The following is a 16,052-nucleotide window of genomic DNA, read 5'->3' as shown; positions in this document are numbered from 1 at the left end:
CCCCGCAACGTTGTACAGAACAATAACGTGTTCTAGTTTGGATGATGGTGACCGCCGTCACGGGCGGCAAGTTATGGAGATCGCTGATGGAGACAACCACGCACAGCGGCGCTGAGGCGACGTCGCACAGCGGCGCCGCGAGCACGCTGCCGCCGCGGATCACGAAGACGCTGATCGACCGCCTCACCGGGCTGATCACCGCGGGCACCGCGGGGGAGAAGCGCGAACCCTACGACATGATCGAGGTGTACACCGGCGCGGTCGTCGGTGAGCTGCCGCAGTCCTCGCCCGAGGACGTCGCCGCGGCGGCCGACAAGGCGCGGGCGGCGCAGCGGGAATGGGCGAACTGGCCGGTCAAGCGCCGGCTGCAGGTCTTCGAGAAGGCCCATGAGCTGATTCTCTCCGAACTCGACACCATCGCGGACCTGATTCAGATCGGCTGCGGCAAGACCCGCCGGATGGCGATCGAGGAATCGTGCGATCCGGTGATGGTGATCAGCCACTACCTCAAACACGCCGAGCGGATCCTGAAACCGATCCGGCGCGGCGGCGCGATGCCCATCATCTCCACCTCCACCGAACAGCATCGGCCCAAGGGCGTCGTCGCGGTGATCGCGCCCTGGAACTTCCCCTTCGCGATCTCGATCTCCGATTCGATCCCGGCCCTCATCGCCGGCAACGGCGTGGTGATCAAACCGGACAACAAGACCGCGCTGTGCACGCTCTACGGCGTCGAACTGCTGCGCAAGGCGGGGCTGCCGCGTGATCTGATCCAGGTCGTCTGCGGTACCGGACCCGACGTCGGCCCCACGCTGATCGACCACAGCGATTTCGTGATGTTCACCGGCTCCACCGCCACCGGCCGCACCATCGGCGAGCGCGCGGGCCGCAACCTGATCAGCTGCAGCCTCGAACTCGGCGGCAAGAATCCGATGATCGTGCTCGAGGACGCCAACCTCGACGAGGTCATCCCGGGTGCGATCTTCGCCGTGTACGGCAACTCCGGTCAGGCGTGTATGCATATCGAGCGCATCTACGTGCACGACCGCATCCACGACGAGTTCGTGCGCCGATTCGTCGCCGCGGCAGAGGAATTGGGGTCGAAGGCGGGTGCGTCGTACACCGCCGATCCGGAATTCGGTTCACTCGTATCGGTCGATCACATGCGGCGGGTTGCCGCCCACGTCGACGACGCCGTCGCGAAGGGCGCGACCGTGCTGACCGGGGGCAAGACCCGCCCGGATATCGGCCCGGCGTTCTACGAGCCGACCGTGTTGACCGGTGTGACCCCCGAGATGGAGCACGCGACCGTCGAAACCTTCGGCCCGGTCGTCACCGTCTACCGCTACACCGACGAGAACGAGGCCGTCCGGCAGGCCAATGCCACCACCTACGGCCTCAACGCCAGCATCTGGAGTACGGATCTCGCTCGGGCCGAGAAGCTCGCCGACCGGCTCGAGGCGGGCAATGTCAACGTCAACGACGGGTTCGTGGCGACCTATTCGGCGAAGATGACGCCCTCGGGTGGCGTGAAGCAGTCCGGCGTCGGCACCCGGCACGGCGATGCGGGTCTGCTCAAGTACACCGATACGGTCAATGTCGGCGTGCAGAAGAAGCAGGTGCTCTCGGCGCGGGCGGGCATGCCGTTCGAGAAGCAGCTCAAGAGCACCCTGCTGACATTGCGTCTGAGCCGGCGGCTGCGCATTCGCTGACCGGCGCACCGGTACTCGAAGGGCCCGTTCGCCCCCAAGTCGAACGGGCCCTTCGCCTCCCCGCACCTCGTTGTGCTGGGTGTCCTGCGCCGATCGCTCCGGTTTACCTCACGCCGATCGGCTTGCCGAAGAACGACGCGAAGGTCTCACCGAAGGTCGAGGCCAGCATCTGGAAACCGTTGGGGTCCAGCAACAACCATCCGGCATCGGCGGTGTGGCACCCGGGCTGGGCCGGCACGCCGTCGAGCCGGTCGCGCAACCACAGCATCGCTGCCCCGCCGCCGGAGATCTCGGTGGCCACGTGTTCGGCGAAGTGTTCCCTGGTGTATTGCACTGTGGCGGAAGGGTTTCGGCAGTAGCTGTCGACGAGCGTGTTCACCTGGCCGACCGGGATGATCTCGTCCGGATTGCCCTGCCAGATGTACATCGGCATATCCGGCACCGATCGACCCATCCGGGTCTCGTCGAGCACGGCGGCCACCGCGGGCTGCTGCATCGGATCACCCGGAACCCGCAGCATCCCTTTCAGATTCAGGAACGGCAGCAGCGCGCTGACATACTGGACGCACAATCCGCTCTGCAGCGTGGTCAGGCCCTTGCCCAGCGGGTCCATATGCTCGTCGACGAAGCGGGCGAACTCCGGATACTCGCGCGTCAAGCCCATCACCGCGGCAAGGACCAGGCCCGACGTCGCTTGTCCGTTGGCCACGTTCAGTGTCATGCCGAGATCCGCGGGCACACCGCCCTCGGCCGCGCCGACGATATTCAGATCCGGGGCGTAGCTGCTTTTCAGTTCGGCGGCGTGGCCGGTCGCGATCGCGCCGCCGGAGTAGCCGTAGAGACCGATCCTGGTCTGCGGGCTCAACCGCATCGGTTCGAAGTCGCGGGCCGCGCGAATGCCGTCGAGGGTGATCCGGCCGGCGAGCGGACCCGCGGCGTAGGCGTTGTTCGGTCCCTCGTGATCGGGAATCACCACCGCCCAGCCCTGCTGCAACGCCCCCTGGGCGATGACGAATTCGGCCGGGGCGACGATCTGGCCCAGGAACGGACCGGCCGAGAAGTGCTGGATCGCGTAGGAGGGTGCGCAGTAGCCGGCCAGGGAGTCCTCGGCGATCTGCATGGAGACAAGTTTGTCCGGCGCCGAACCACGTGGTTTCAGAACTGTCGCCACCGCCGGAATCGGTTGGTCCCGGCTGTCGTTCGACCGGTAGGAGATCTGCCACGCGTCGACGTTGACCGGTATCAGCCCCAGATTGGCCACCCGCACCTGCCGCGCGGCGATGATCTCGCCGGGCTGTTTCGCCGCGACGATCTCCGCCGCGGGGTGATAGAAGCCCGGATCCAGCTCGGGCGGCAGGGGGATCGGGGCCGCGGGGGCGACCGGCGCGGGTTCGGCGGTGGCGCTGGGCGGATGGGCCACCACCGCGGCCAGGACGGTCAGCGCCGTCGCCGCGGCCAGTACGCAGGTCGTCCGGCGGATGCGGCGCGTCCAAGGTTCGGTCACACTCGGCTCCTTCGCTAATGCGAGACTGCTCCGTCTCACATATGCAGCGAACTATGGCACAGGTGTGATCGCCGTCGCAAGAATTTCGAGGTGCGGTTCGCCGGCTAGGCCGATTCTTCCGTCGGCGCGGGCGCCCAGCGCTCGTCCACCTTCGCCAGCCGCCAGTAGGCGACCGCGACAATCCAGGCGAGGACGAACAATCCGACGATCGCGAATCCCGCGTTGTTGAGGTCGATGCCGGCGATCCACTCCGCCACCGGACCGCCGAATCCGGTGTCGTCGTGCAGCACCTTGATCAGCTCGATCGAGCCGATGAGCAGGGCCACCGCGATCGACAGACCGGTGATGGCCAGGTTGTAGAAGATCTTGCGCACCGGATCGGAGAACGCCCAGTCGTAGGCGACGTTCATGAACAGGCCGTCGATCGTGTCCATCACGCTCATCCCGGCCGCGAACAGCAGCGGCAGCACCACGATCGCGTACCAGGGCAGTCCGGCGGCCGCGCCGGACCCGGCGAGTGCGAGCAGCGCCACCTCGGTCGCGGTGTCGAAACCCAGGCCGAACAGCACACCGACCGGATAGACGTGCACCGGCCGCCCCACCATCCGCATCACCGGAGCCAGCAGGCGTGCCAGGAATCCGCGCGAATCGAGCGCCGCCTCCAGCTCCGCGCGATCGTAGTGCCCGCTGTCGCGCAGCCGGCGGAACACGCGCCAGATACCGATCAGCGCAACCACATTGAGTAAGCCGATCAGATACAGGAACGAGCCAGAGGCCACGGTGGAGACGGTGCCGAGTGTCTTGCGGGTCGAGGAGTCCTCGTCGACCAGCGTGCCCACCACGTGCGCACCGGCCACCACCAGCGCGGCGAGGACGAACACGATCGTGGAATGCCCCATCGCGAACCAGAATCCGACCGACTTGGGGCGTTTGCCGTCGCTCATCAGCTTGCGCGTGGTGTTGTCGATGGCGGCGATGTGGTCGGCGTCGAAGGCGTGACGCAGCCCGAAGGTGTAGGCGGTGATGCCCAGCCCGATGCCGAACACCTCGGTGCCGATGCGATAACCGTGCGGAGCGATCGCACCGAACAGCAGGCCGAATCCGATCAGATGCATCAGCGCGACCACGCCGAGCAGCACCCCGGCCTCCAGCCAGTCGCGCCGGGACCAGTCCCGCAGGACATCGCGAAGTAGACGGCGACGAGAGGACATGGGGCCCAACCCTTCTGGGGAACCCGCGTCCCCGTCCGTGCGCAGCGACGAAAGGGGTCTGGCTGACAGCATGGGCTGAACACAGTGGCGCGACCGCACCGGATTGACACCGGTTTCCCGTTCCCATCGCGAGAACTCTGCGGACTATACCAACGAACGGCGCCCGTGCGACCACGGTCATCGCAGGCCGCGACGACGGGGCGAGCGGATTTCCGCGCGATGAAATGTCGGGTACGCGCCCGTAAGCCCAGGAAATAGGGGAGACTCGGCGTAACACAGTCTGTAGTGCGACGGCTGTGTGACGGGTACCAGTTCCACAGGGTCAGCGTTTCAGCAATGCCGTTTCAGCAATGCCAGGGGAGCCTTCATGTCGCAGTCTTCTGCCGCGTACCCGAGTGTGGTGCCGGTCGGGGTGGATACCGCTCGTGCCAGTATCGCGCGCGTCTACGATGCCGCCCTGAACGGCAAGGACAACTTCGAAGTCGACCGTGAAGTGCTCGCCCAGGTGCGTGCCGTGGCCCCGCAGGTGAACGATCTGGCCTGGGCCAACCGTGACTTCCTGATCAGAGCGTGCCGCTTCCTGGCCGCGCAGGCCGGGATCGACCAGTATCTCGACCTGGGGTCGGGGCTGCCGACGGCGGAGAACACCCATCAGGTGGTGCAGCGGATCCGGCCCGAGGCCCGGGTGGTCTACGCCGACAACGATCCGATGGTGCTGGCGCACGCACGGGCGCTGCTCGAGTCGAATTCGCAGACCAGCATCGTCGCCTGCGACATCTTCCGCCCGCACGAGGTGCTCACCGACCCGACGGTGCGCGACGACCTCGACTTCTCCCGGCCGCTGGCGCTGTTTCAGATCGGGACCCTGCAGCACTACCTCGATGACGACGCCTCGGCCGTGATGCAGACCTATATCGACGCGCTACCTTCCGGTTCGTACGTGGCGATCGCGCATTTCTACGATCCGGAGGACTCCGGGCCGAGCGAACTGGCCCGCAAGATGGAGGACAGGTTCGTCCACAGTCCGATGGGCAGCGGGCGTTTCCGCACCCGCGCGGAGATTCAGGCCCTGTTCGGCGGCTTGAAGATGGTCGAACCGGGGCTCGTGCTGTGCGACGACTGGTGGCCGGACGGACCCCGTCTCACACCGCTGTCGGATGTGCGCCGGTGCATCCTGGGCGGCGTCGGCCGCAAGCCCTGAGTCAGTACGCTCCCGCGGGTGCGCCCGGGGTGATGCCGTGATGCAGTTCGGCGACGTCCGGATGGGCCCGGATGCGTGATTTCCAGGCGTTGCGGCCGTAGGTGTCGAAAATCGGATTGTCCGGGTCGATCGTGACTCCGCGTGCGGCCGCGGCCAATTCGGGTGGCAGCGGTAGCAGCGGTATGCGGGCGTCCAGCGCCGGATTCAGGAAATACGGGACGGAGATGCGGTCGGTGCCCGGTTCCGGGGCGAGTACGCGGTGCCGGGTGGCACGCAGATAACCGCCGCTGGCCACCTCGAGCAATTCGCCGATATTCACGATGAAGGCGCCCGGTAGCGGCGGCACGTCCACCCAATCCCCGGACGACAGCTCCACCTGCAGACCGTGCGAATCCGGTTCCACCAGCAGGAGTGTGAGCACACCGGAATCCTTGTGCGCGCCGACGCCCTGGGGATTGTCCGGGTTACCCGGATATCGGACCACCTTGATCAGGGTGGCCGGGCGGTCCGCGAACGCGGGATCGAAGAAGTTCTCCGGCGCACCGAGTGCCGCGGCCCAGTGTCGCAGCAGGGCACGTCCGACCCGGGCGAGAGATTCGTCCCAATCACGTAGTGCGGGACGTAGTTCCGGAAGTGCTGTCGGCCAGAGATTGGGGCCCTGCAATCGCCAGTACCCTTGCGCCCCGGCGATCGCCTCGGCCTCCGGCCCGATATCGATCTGCTCGCGCCAGTCGACCCGGCCGTTGGTCAGCTCGCCGCCGAGTCGCGAATAGCCGCGGAACTGCGGGCTGCGCAACTGACTGATCTCCTGCTTGGCCGCCTCCGGCAGCGCGAAGAACCGCCGCGCCAAGGCGAGCAGTTCGGCGCCGCGCTCGGGTGCGACGCCATGACCGACCAGATAGAAGAAGCCGAATTCGTGTGTGGCCTCGCGTAATTCGTTGCGGAACCGCAGTGGATCGGAATCCGCGGTCGTCAGATCGAGTACGGGGAGTACGCGGTCGGTCATCGCACATCCTTATCCTCGTTCGCGGGCGGTAATCCCCAGATCTACCGCATTCGCGCAGGTGTCCGAAAGAGTTGGACTCGCCCGGAATGCAATCGCTCCAACCGAATCGTCGTGATTCAAAGGGGAGGCGTCGCAATTCGCACCACCTAGGCTCGGCCGGGCCGACGCGCACCACCGTGCCGTCGTGCGCAGTGTCGAGAGGAATTACCTGATGTCCGGACGTATCCGCACCGCATTATCCATTTTCGCAGCCGGTACGGCTGCCGCTGTGCTGCTCACCGCGTGCGGCAGCGGAGGGTCCGCCCACACCGAGAACGGGGTGACCTCGCTGCGGTATCTGGGCTGGACCGATCAGGTCACGCTTCCGGAGGTCGCGGAGAACCTCGGATTCTTCGACGGCAAGATCAAACTCGACTACGTCGGCAACACCATCAGCGGACCGCAGGAAATCCAGACCGCGGCGACCGGGCAGATCGACTTCGGCGGGGCCTTCGCGGGTGCGGTCGCCAAGCTGGCGGGCACCGGGGCGCCCATCACCGCGGTGGTCAACTACTACGGGTCGGACGAAAAGTCCTTCCAGGGCTATTACACGCTCGACAACAGCCCGATTCGTACTGCCGCCGATCTGGTCGGCAAGAAGGTCGGCGTGAATACGCTCGGTGGCCAGAACGAGGCCGATATCCATGATGCGTTGAAAAAGGCCGGACTGAGCGTCGACCAGATCAAATCGGTGCAATTGGTGGCGCTGCCGCCGCCGAATATCGAACAGGCGCTGCGTCAGGGACAGATCGACGCCGCGGCATTGAACGGCCAGTTCCAGCAGCGTGCGGTGGCCAACGGCGGGGTGCGTCCGATCTTCACCGAACTCGACGAATACGGCGGCCCGATCAACGGCGGCCCCTACGTCTTCCGCAACGACTTCATCGCGAAGAACCCCGACGTGGTCCGCGCCTTCACCACCGGCGTCGCGAAGGCGATCGAGTGGGAGCGCAGCACCCCGCGTGACCAGGTGATCGCGAAATTCACCGACATCATCAACGCCCGCCACCGCGCCGGTGAGGACACCTCGACGCTGAAATACTGGCTGTCCGTGGGTGTTCCGGCCCGCTACGGCAAGCTGTCGGACGGGGACTTCACCCGCTGGCAGAGCTGGCTCGAGGACACCGGGGCCATCGATCACAAGCTGGATCCGAGCAAGTTCTACACGAACAAGTTCAACTCGCTGCTGCAGTCCTCGGACGCGTCCGGGAAGTAGCGCCGCACGCACGTCGTGCCCCGGCGGGCCGGTAGCGGCGAGCCGACCCGCCGGTACGGCATCATCGGTGCCCATGAGCGACTCCGTGACCACCGGCGGCGCCCGCGGACCGGCGCACCGCCGCATCCCGATGACCGGCCGCGATCCCGACGAACCCGGACGCGTGTCCTCACCGCTGGAGCTGCTGTTCGATCTGACCTTCGTGGTCGCGGTCGGCACCTCGGCGTCGTATTTCGCCGAGATGGTGGCCGACGGGCATGCGGGCAAGGCGGTGGTCGCCTTCGTGCTGGCGATGTTCGCGATCGTCAACGCCTGGATCAATTTCAGCTGGTTCGCCTCGGCGTTCGACACCGACGACTGGCTGTACCGCGTGCTCACCATGGTGGTGATGATCGGCGTCGTGGTCTTCGCCCTCGGCCTGCCCGCGATGTTCCATTCGGTCGACGTGGGCGATCACCTCGACGTGCGGGTGATGGTCGTCGGCTACATCGTGATGCGCATCGCGATGGTGCTGCAGTGGTGGCGCGCCGGGCGGGAGTCGCCCTCCTTCCGGCACGTCGGCTACGGAAGTATCCGCTGGACGATCATCGCCCAAATCGGTTGGGTGATCATCGCATTCGTCCCCATGCCGCTGCTCGTGGCCGGTGTGGGATGCATGCTGCTCGGCGTGCTGGAGCTGCTCGTACCGGTGCTGACCCAGGGCCGCGCGAGCGGCACCCCGTGGCATCCGCACCACGTCGCCGAACGCTACAGCCTGTTCGCCATCATCGCGCTCGGTGAGGGCGTGGTCGGCACGGTCGCCTCCTCGGGCGGGCTGCTCGGCGGCAGCGAGGGTGCGAACTGGAGTGCCGACGCGATCGCGATCGTGGTCGCCGGCGTGGGCCTGACCTTCGGCATGTGGTGGGTGTACTTCACCACCCCGTTCGGCGAGATCCTCGTGCACCGCCGCAACCGCGGCTACCTGTTCGGATACGGCCATATCCCGCTCTACATGGGCATCGCCGGCGCCGGCGCGGGCCTACACGTCGCGGGCCTGTCACTCGAGCACCACTCCCATATCGGCCCGGTCGCGGTGGTCCTGGCCCTGGCGCTGCCGGTCGGCGTCTACCTGCTGATGGTCTATCTACTGCACACGCTGCTGCTGTCGGCGCCCGACCCGTTCCACATCCTGCTGCTGACCCTCACGGCCGTGGTGCTGGCACTCGCGATGATCCTGGCCGCGCTCGGCGTCTCGATCTCCGTCTGCCTGCTGGTCGTGATGATCTCCCCGTTCATCACCGTGGTCGGCTACGAAACCATCGGCTACCGGCACCAGCGCGAGATGCTGGCGAATCTGGAGTGAGCGCGGTCTCGGATGCCGGACAGACACGTGACCGAGCCCGTGTCTACCGCGGTCCGGACGACCAGTACGGCGTCTGAGCCGGCGGTTGCTGCGTGGAATGCTGCTGCGGAGGGCTCCACAGCGGCACGTCCTGGTTCTGCGGGGGGCTCCACAACGGGACGTCTTGATTCTGCGGCGGAGTCCACATCGGCAGGTCTTGGTGCTGCGACGCCTCCGGGGCGGAAGCTGCTTGCCGCCGCCCCGGCGCTTTCGCCAGACTGACGATCAACAGAATCGCTCCCGCGATGAGAATGATGATCCCCAGGATCACCACCAAGCCGATGAGTGCCGCCACGAACAAAGTTGTAGCACAAGGTTTTCCGGTGGTCCCGGAAATGGGAAGGGAGCTCGCCCAGAGGATCGGGCTGTGGACGGTGAAGTCTCCCGAACCCGGCACCGCGATACGCATCCGGCAAAGCAAGAGGCCCTGACCAGTGGATTGGTCAGGGCCTCTGCCGTGTCTCCACACACGAGTCGGGGTGACAGGATTTGAACCTGCGACCTCTTCGTCCCGAACGAAGCGCGCTACCAAGCTGCGCCACACCCCGTGAGTTGAGCCTGTCGTAGCTTACAGCAGGGGGGAGCGGATCATTAAATCCGCTGGTCAGCGGGCAGGCAGGGGGCGGATGGTGGAGAGGATGCGCTTGGCGGTTTCCTTGTCCACGGACTTGTCGACGCCGGTGTCGGCGGCGACGGTCATGACGAAGTTCCCGTTCTCGCTGGGGAAGGCGAAGGTGTAGACCGCGAAGGTCGTGGCGCAGCCGGGGGCCGGCGGGGGCGCGCTGCCGGTGGTCTCCACGAAGGCGCCGTGCAGCTGCCCGTCCAGCGAAACCATCGGCTGGGCGGGGGCCGGGGCGGCGACGGTGGCGTTCGACCAGCCGAACTTGGCCATCCGGGCCCCGATATCGGCGGCGGCCGCGGCCGGGTCCGCCTGCGGAGACATGGTGAGGAAGGCTTTGGTCCGGGTGTAGTTCGGGCAGTAGTTCTTGCCGTCCTGCGCCAAGCCGGCGATTTCCAGCGGATTCGCTCCCGAACCCCAGGCGGCGGTACCGATCGGATCGACCTTCCACTCCGCGGGGGCGTCGTAGGCCGCACCGCGATCCAGGATCTGGACGACCTGATAGCCCGGAAGCATCGGCGGGGGCGCGGCGCCGGGCTGCGGTTTCGGCGCAGACTGCTGCGGCGCGGTCTGCTGCGGCCGCGACGGCGGTGGGGGAGGCTGGTTTTCGCTACTGAGCGCACTGACCATGGACGGCTTGCCGGCACGCGGGGCGGCCGGCGAGTCGGAATGCCGGCTCGCGACAACCGCCACCGTCGCGCCGATCGCCACGACGACCAGTAACCCGATTCCGCTGAGCAGCAGAGCTTTTCGCCGCCGGGGCTGCTGCTCGGGGACCTGCAGCAGCGCGGTGTGCGGATGCTGGGCCGTCGGCGGTCCCCAGGACGCCTGCTGCGGCGCGGGGTGTGATCCGAACCCCAATTGCCAGTCGGGCTCGGGGCGACCGTTACCGGACGGTGCCGAGAATTGTTGCTGGGAAGGAGTATTCGCGCCCGGCATCGCGCTGCCCGGCCACTGCGGCGTCCCGGGTTGGGCCCCGAAGGCGGTGGTGGGCGCATCGGATCCGCCCGGCCCGGACGGTGCGCCCGGCGCACCGGAATTCCACTGCCCGCCGAAGGGATTCGGGTTGTGCGACCCGCCGGGCGCACCCGGGGTCCCGAAGCCGTGCGGCGATGCGTTCGGGCCGCGAGAGGCGTCTCCGCTCGCACCGCCCTGTGGCGACCACGGATGGGGCGGAGCGGATTGTCCTCCGGCAGTGTCGTTCCCGCCGAACAGCGATCCGGGCGACCGGCCCGCGTCCGGCGGCGTGGGCTTCGCAGGCTCGGCCGGAGAGCCGGATCGTGCGGGTTCGGACGCGCCGCCGGGAGCGGTAGGGATCGACCCCGGCCGAGCCCACGGAGATCCTTGTGACACAGGGAAATTCGCGCCCGGAACCCGCCGGATCGCCAGTGTCGGCGGGGTCTCGTTCGAGTCGGGAGTGGGTTCTCGTCGCGCGGTCGGGTCGTCGTTCCGCTCGAACCCACTGTTCACCGTGTACCCCTGCCTGATGTCGTGCCTCGGCACGCCACCCTAGCGCGCCACGGCCTCCGATTCCGAGACGCCATGGCCACTGTCGGCGATGGGGCCTTTCGGCGGGGCGGCCACCAGCGTCAGCAGGGTCGCCTCGGGGCGGCAGCAGAAGCGGTACGGCGCCCACGGCGAGGTGCCCAGACCCGCGGAGACGTGCAGCCGCGTGTGCGCACCCCAGCGCGACGGCCCCTTCACCCGGGACCGATCGATACCGCAGTTGGTGACCAGCGCGCCGAAACCCGGCAGGCACAGCTGCCCGCCGTGGGTGTGACCGGCCAGCACCAGGTCGTACCCGTCACCGGCGAACCGATCGAGCACCCGCGGTTCGGGCGAATGGGTGAGTCCGATGCTCAGATCGGCCAGGGGGTTCGGCGAGCCGGCGACCGTGTCGTAGCGATCGCGAGCCAGATGCGGGTCGTCGACGCCGGCCGTGGAGATCTTGATTCCGGCGACCTCGAGATCGCGCCGCACATGCGTCAGATCCAGCCAGCCGCGTTCGGTGAACGCCGCGCGCAGATCCTGCCAGGGCAGCGGATCGCCGTGCACGCGCTTGTGATTCTTGTCGAAGTACTTGAGCGGGTTCTTCGGCACGGGCGCGAAGTAGTCGTTACTGCCGAACACGAAGATGCCCGGACGGGAGAGCAACGCCGTCAGCGACTGCACCACTGCGGGCACAGCCTTCGGATGCGCGAGATTGTCGCCGGTGTTGACGATCAGGTCCGGTTCCAGGGCGGCGAGTTCGCGAACCCAGGCTTGTTTGAGTTTCTGGCCGGGTGTCATGTGCAGGTCGCTGATGTGCAGCACACGCAGGCTCGACGAGCCCGGCTGCAGCACCGGCATCGTGGCCTCGCGCAGGACGAAGGCATTGCGTTCGATCAGCGAGGCATAGCCGATTCCGGCCACTGCGGTACCGGCGGCCGCGGCGGCGACCTTAGCTCCGGAGCCCAGCGCTGCTCGTCGAAGTGCGGGGGACGAGAATACGGGCATCAGCCCAGAATAGGCGACCACTGTGACGAATACCGAGTGTGATTCCGCACAGGCATCCGGTTTGTGGGGCGCCGACGTGCCCGTCCACCCGGCTCGACACGCGGAAATGCGGTGGGAGGGTCCGCCGGCAACGGCTAGCGTGTGGCGCATGTCGGAACTCAAATCGAAGTTGCGCGCCGATCTGACCGCGGCGATGAAGGCCAAGGACACGTTGCGCCTCAGCACGCTGCGCATGCTGCTGGCAGCCGTGCAGAACGCCGAGGTCGCCGGTACCGAGGCGAAGGAGCTCTCCGATGCCGAGGTGATCGCGGTCCTCGGCAAGGAGGCCAAGAAGCGCAATGAGGCGGCCGTCGTCTACGAACAGAACGGTCGCGGCGAGCTGGCCGCCAACGAGCGCGCCGAGCAGGAGATCATCGACGAATATCTGCCGACCCCGCTCACCGAAGCCGAGGTCGCCGACATCGCCGACACCGCCATCGCCGATGTGGCCGAGCAGCTCGGCGAGCGCCCGGGCATGAAGCAGATGGGCCAGGTCATGAAGGTCGCGACGGCGCTGGCCGCCGGCCGGGCCGATGGTTCGCGGATCTCCGCCGCGGTCAAAGCCCGGTTGTAGGGCGGCTGCCCGGACAAAGCAGGAGGCCGGCGAATGTGTCGCACATTCGCCGGCCTCTCGCGTATCGCTACCGGGGGATCGGAATCGGAATCGGTGGCAGCCTCGGTATCGGCGGCAGACCCGGCAGCATCGGCGGCGCGGGCGCCGGTCCGGGGCGCGGAATCTCCCGCTGGGTGCCGTCGCTGACGAGCACCGTGATCACCGATCCGGGAATGGCCGAGCCGTTCGGCGTCGTAGCGGTGACCGTGCCCTTCGCCGCCGACCCGGGCGTGGTGACCGTCGACACCTGGAAGCCGGCGCCGATGAGCACCGATCGGGCCTCGGACTCCGACATTCCGTTCACATCCGGAATCTGCGCGTTGTTCGAGCCGCGCACGTACTTGTCGTCCAGCGGCGGCAATGCGGGCGGCGGGAACTTGTCGAGTACCGGCTTGATACCGCCGAACCAGCTGCGGGCCGGTTCGTTACCGCCGTAGAGATTGCCGTCACCGCAGGTACGCAGCGGGAACGAGCAGATCTCGCCGGGCGTCGGGGAGTCGCCGTAGATGTAGGCGGCGCCGGCCATCGCATTGGTGAAGCCGAGGAATGCCGAGGACCGGTGGGTTTCGGTGGTTCCGGTCTTCGCCGAGACCGGGGCGTTCCAGCCCACCGCATGCGCCGAACCGGCCGCGGTACCGCCCACGGCGTCCTGGCTCAGCGCATTGGCCAGCGTATTCGCCAACCCGGGCTCGACGACCTGTTCACACGCCTGCTGGGTGAGCGGAACCTGCTTACCGTCGCGGTCGATCACCTCGGCGATCGGGGAGGGCGGGCACCACTTTCCGCCGGAGGCCAGCGTCGCGGCGACATTGGACAATTCCAGCGGATTGATCGCGACCGGGCCCAGCGTGAACGAGCCCAGATTCTGCTGTTTGATCATGTCCGCCAGGCTCTGATTGCCGTGACCGGAGGTGCCCGCTTCGGTGTAGGAGCGCATCCCGAGCCGTACCGCCATATCGACCGTCGGTGTCACGCCGACATCCTGAATGAGCTTGACGAACGCGGTATTCGGCGACTGCGCCAACGCCTCGGTCACCGACTCCGGTGATCTGTAATTGCCGACGTTCTTCACGCAATAAGTGGCGGGCGGACAGCCCGGGGCGCCACCGTTACCCATACCCTTCGCGGCGAAGAACGAGGGCACGTCCAACTGAGCGCTGGTGCCCAGGCCCTTCTCCATCGCGGCGGCCGTGGTGAAGATCTTGAAAATCGATCCGGCACCGTCACCGACCATCGAATACGGCTGCGGTTGGACGGTTTGATGTGCGCCCTGATCCAGTCCGTAGGTACGGCTCGAGGTCATCGCCAGGATGTGGTGGGAGTCCTGGCCGGGAGCGATGATGCTCATGACCTCGGCGATATTCTCCAGATTCGGATCGGTGTTCGCCGTGACGGCGGCCTTGACCGAATTCTGCACCGCCGGATCCAAGGTGGTGCGGATCAGATATCCGCCCTTGTCCATCTGATCCTTGCTGATACCGGCATTGGCCAGATACTGCAGCGCGTAATCACAGAAATAACCCCGGTCACCTGCGGCGATGCATCCGCGCGGCAGGCCCTTGGGCTCCGGCAGCACACCCAGCGGCTGTTCCTTCGCGGCCCGGAATTCGTCGGCCCGGCTCGGAATGTTCTGGATCAGGGTGTCCAGCACGGTATTACGCCGCTCCAGCACGCCCTTGGGGTTGGTGTACGGGTTGAGTTTGGAGCTGGACTGGACCATACCGGCGAGCATGGCGGCCTGCGCGACCTTCAAATCCTTGGCGTCGACGCCGAAATAGGTCTGCGCGGCGTCCTGAATGCCGTAGGAGCCGTTGCCGAACGGTACGAGATTCAGATAGCGGGTGAGGATCTCGTCCTTGGTGAGTTCTTTCTCCAAGGTCAGCGCCATTCGGATTTCGCGCAGTTTACGGGCCGGCGTGGTTTCGATGGCGGCACGGCGTTCGGCGTCGGTTTTCGCGACCACCAGCAGCTGGAAGTTCTTCACGTACTGCTGGTCGATGGTCGAGGCGCCCTGCTGGACTTCACCGCTCGAGGTGTTGGTCAGGAATGCGCGCAGCGTGCCCTGCCAGTCGACGCCGCCGTGTTCGGCGAAGCGTTTGTCCTCGATGGAGACGATCGCCAACTTCATATCGTTGGCGATCTTGTCGCTGGGAACCTCGAAACGTCTCTGTTCGTACAGCCACGCGATGGGGGCTCCGGTCGCATCGACCATCGTCGACACCGCCGGCGCGGTGCCCGCCACCAATTCCGAGGAAACGTTGTCCACGGCATCGGCTGCGCGGTTCGACATGTACCCGAAGCCGCCGGCGAGCGGGAACAGCAATCCAGCGACGAGTACGGCCGCTAGGACGCAGGCGCCGGCGAGCCTCGCGAGCGTATGTGAGATCGGCACGCGCCCCAGCCTAATTGGCCCGCCGTCACACGCGCGGTGCGCGGTCGGCGGCGCGCCATGACACCTGGTCGCGCGGCCTCCGCAGGGACGGGCGTACCAGAAATTACGGGCACGGTCTTGCGCTGGGCCCATACCTTTACCTAGATTGAGAACCCAGTGTGATAGAGCTAACACTCAAAGTGGAATGTGGTGCGGAGCGCAGCGGGGTTGGGTTGCTGTGGGCTGCACGCGATTCCGGAGCGCCGTTGACCCGGTGTTCGGACTGCAAAGGGGCACACCAAATGCACATGACTACCCCCATCGCTCGATTGGACGTGGAGCAGGCCGAAGCGAGAATCGCCTGGGTGTCCCAGGCCCGATGCAAGGAAGTGGATCCCGACCAGTTGTTCGTGCGTGGTGCCGCCCAGCGCAAGGCGGCCACCATCTGTCGGCACTGCCCGGTGCTCATGGAGTGCGGTGCCGACGCTCTCGACAATCGAGTGGAATTCGGTGTGTGGGGTGGGATGACCGAGCGGCAGCGGCGTGCGCTGCTCAAGCAGCATCCCGAGGTGACCTCCTGGGCGGACTTCTTCCGCGCCCAGCGTCAGCAGAAGGTCGCGATGTAGTCGAGTAGTCGTACGGTC

At 66.7% G+C, this 16,052-nt stretch carries 13 protein-coding genes, 1 tRNA gene and 1 riboswitch; of the genes, 6 read left to right on the top strand and 8 right to left on the bottom strand.

The window, feature by feature from the left end:
- Positions 1-86 precede the first annotated feature (86 nt).
- On the top strand, positions 87-1,712 hold the full coding sequence (locus tag C8258_RS24720; protein ID WP_106957283.1) for a succinic semialdehyde dehydrogenase: 1,626 nt from the start codon (positions 87-89) through the stop codon (positions 1,710-1,712).
- A 103-nt stretch (positions 1,713-1,815) separates the two neighbouring features.
- On the opposite strand, the gene C8258_RS24715 is transcribed toward C8258_RS24720, so the two are convergent.
- Entirely contained in the window at positions 1,816-3,216 is a 1,401-nt protein-coding gene (locus C8258_RS24715) for a lipase family protein (RefSeq protein ID WP_233225318.1), read from the bottom strand.
- A gap of 104 nt (positions 3,217-3,320) precedes the next feature.
- Positions 3,321-4,427 carry a HoxN/HupN/NixA family nickel/cobalt transporter gene (locus C8258_RS24710; protein WP_106957224.1) on the bottom strand — a complete coding sequence of 369 codons (1,107 nt, stop codon included), beginning with the start codon at positions 4,425-4,427 and terminating at the stop codon, positions 3,321-3,323.
- A gap of 33 nt (positions 4,428-4,460) precedes the next feature.
- A riboswitch (cobalamin riboswitch) is annotated at positions 4,461-4,584 on the bottom strand.
- Between the two features lie 210 nt (positions 4,585-4,794).
- On the opposite strand from C8258_RS24710, the gene C8258_RS24705 reads away from it, so the two are divergent.
- Entirely contained in the window at positions 4,795-5,628 is an 834-nt protein-coding gene (locus C8258_RS24705; RefSeq protein WP_106957223.1) for an SAM-dependent methyltransferase, read from the top strand.
- Position 5,629: 1 nt separating this feature from the next.
- Here C8258_RS24705 and C8258_RS24700 read toward each other — a convergent pair whose 3' ends face one another.
- Positions 5,630-6,634 (bottom strand): isopenicillin N synthase family oxygenase, encoded by a 1,005-nt coding sequence (locus tag C8258_RS24700; RefSeq protein WP_106957222.1) that lies wholly within the window; start codon positions 6,632-6,634, stop codon positions 5,630-5,632.
- 211 nt (positions 6,635-6,845) lie between these two features.
- On the opposite strand from C8258_RS24700, the gene C8258_RS24695 reads away from it, so the two are divergent.
- The gene (locus C8258_RS24695) at positions 6,846-7,889 is read left to right on the top strand and encodes an ABC transporter substrate-binding protein (protein WP_106957221.1); all 1,044 of its coding nucleotides are present in this window, start codon (positions 6,846-6,848) and stop codon (positions 7,887-7,889) included.
- 73 nt (positions 7,890-7,962) lie between these two features.
- Entirely contained in the window at positions 7,963-9,231 is a 1,269-nt protein-coding gene (locus tag C8258_RS24690) for a low temperature requirement protein A (protein ID WP_106957220.1), read from the top strand.
- Between the two features lie 43 nt (positions 9,232-9,274).
- Here C8258_RS24690 and C8258_RS24685 read toward each other — a convergent pair whose 3' ends face one another.
- The 4 genes from C8258_RS24685 to C8258_RS24670 all read right to left on the bottom strand — a co-directional run bounded on the left by C8258_RS24685 (position 9,275) and on the right by C8258_RS24670 (position 12,385).
- Complete coding sequence (locus C8258_RS24685) at positions 9,275-9,565, bottom strand: hypothetical protein (protein ID WP_106957219.1); 291 nt, start codon at positions 9,563-9,565, stop codon at positions 9,275-9,277.
- Positions 9,566-9,744: 179 nt separating this feature from the next.
- Positions 9,745-9,818 (bottom strand) — tRNA-Pro (locus tag C8258_RS24680).
- A 56-nt stretch (positions 9,819-9,874) separates the two neighbouring features.
- The gene (locus tag C8258_RS24675) at positions 9,875-10,828 is read right to left on the bottom strand and encodes a hypothetical protein (protein ID WP_146161323.1); all 954 of its coding nucleotides are present in this window, start codon (positions 10,826-10,828) and stop codon (positions 9,875-9,877) included.
- Between the two features lie 570 nt (positions 10,829-11,398).
- Positions 11,399-12,385 (bottom strand): metallophosphoesterase, encoded by a 987-nt coding sequence (locus C8258_RS24670; protein ID WP_039775551.1) that lies wholly within the window; start codon positions 12,383-12,385, stop codon positions 11,399-11,401.
- 148 nt (positions 12,386-12,533) lie between these two features.
- On the opposite strand from C8258_RS24670, the gene C8258_RS24665 reads away from it, so the two are divergent.
- Positions 12,534-12,998 carry a GatB/YqeY domain-containing protein gene (locus C8258_RS24665; protein ID WP_062994581.1) on the top strand — a complete coding sequence of 155 codons (465 nt, stop codon included), beginning with the start codon at positions 12,534-12,536 and terminating at the stop codon, positions 12,996-12,998.
- Between the two features lie 67 nt (positions 12,999-13,065).
- Here the strand turns inward: C8258_RS24665 and C8258_RS24660 are convergent, their stop codons facing one another.
- Positions 13,066-15,429, bottom strand: coding sequence for a transglycosylase domain-containing protein (locus tag C8258_RS24660; protein ID WP_233225317.1), 2,364 nt, complete (start codon positions 15,427-15,429; stop codon positions 13,066-13,068).
- A gap of 281 nt (positions 15,430-15,710) precedes the next feature.
- Between C8258_RS24660 and C8258_RS24655 the strand changes: the two genes are divergently transcribed.
- Positions 15,711-16,034 (top strand): WhiB family transcriptional regulator, encoded by a 324-nt coding sequence (locus tag C8258_RS24655; RefSeq protein ID WP_030516437.1) that lies wholly within the window; start codon positions 15,711-15,713, stop codon positions 16,032-16,034.
- Positions 16,035-16,052: the final 18 nt, after the last annotated feature.

The organism is Nocardia sp. MDA0666 (genome assembly GCF_003023875.1).
GTDB lineage: Bacteria > Actinomycetota > Actinomycetes > Mycobacteriales > Mycobacteriaceae > Nocardia > Nocardia aobensis.
This window is presented reverse-complemented; position numbering and strand designations above follow the sequence as displayed.

Excerpts from the sequence above, each read along its gene's own strand:
- C8258_RS24670 (WP_039775551.1), bottom strand. The coding sequence starts at position 12,385 with ATGCCCGTATTCTCGTCCCCCGCACTTCGACGAGCAGCGCTGGGCTCC.
- C8258_RS24695 (WP_106957221.1), top strand. The coding sequence starts at position 6,846 with ATGTCCGGACGTATCCGCACCGCATTATCCATTTTCGCAGCCGGTACG.
- C8258_RS24710 (WP_106957224.1), bottom strand. The coding sequence starts at position 4,427 with ATGTCCTCTCGTCGCCGTCTACTTCGCGATGTCCTGCGGGACTGGTCC.
- C8258_RS24690 (WP_106957220.1), top strand. The coding sequence starts at position 7,963 with ATGAGCGACTCCGTGACCACCGGCGGCGCCCGCGGACCGGCGCACCGC.
- C8258_RS24720 (WP_106957283.1), top strand. The coding sequence starts at position 87 with ATGGAGACAACCACGCACAGCGGCGCTGAGGCGACGTCGCACAGCGGC.
- C8258_RS24655 (WP_030516437.1), top strand. The coding sequence starts at position 15,711 with ATGCACATGACTACCCCCATCGCTCGATTGGACGTGGAGCAGGCCGAA.
- C8258_RS24705 (WP_106957223.1), top strand. The coding sequence starts at position 4,795 with ATGTCGCAGTCTTCTGCCGCGTACCCGAGTGTGGTGCCGGTCGGGGTG.
- C8258_RS24700 (WP_106957222.1), bottom strand. The coding sequence starts at position 6,634 with ATGACCGACCGCGTACTCCCCGTACTCGATCTGACGACCGCGGATTCC.
- C8258_RS24665 (WP_062994581.1), top strand. The coding sequence starts at position 12,534 with ATGTCGGAACTCAAATCGAAGTTGCGCGCCGATCTGACCGCGGCGATG.
- C8258_RS24675 (WP_146161323.1), bottom strand. The coding sequence starts at position 10,828 with ATGCCGGGCGCGAATACTCCTTCCCAGCAACAATTCTCGGCACCGTCC.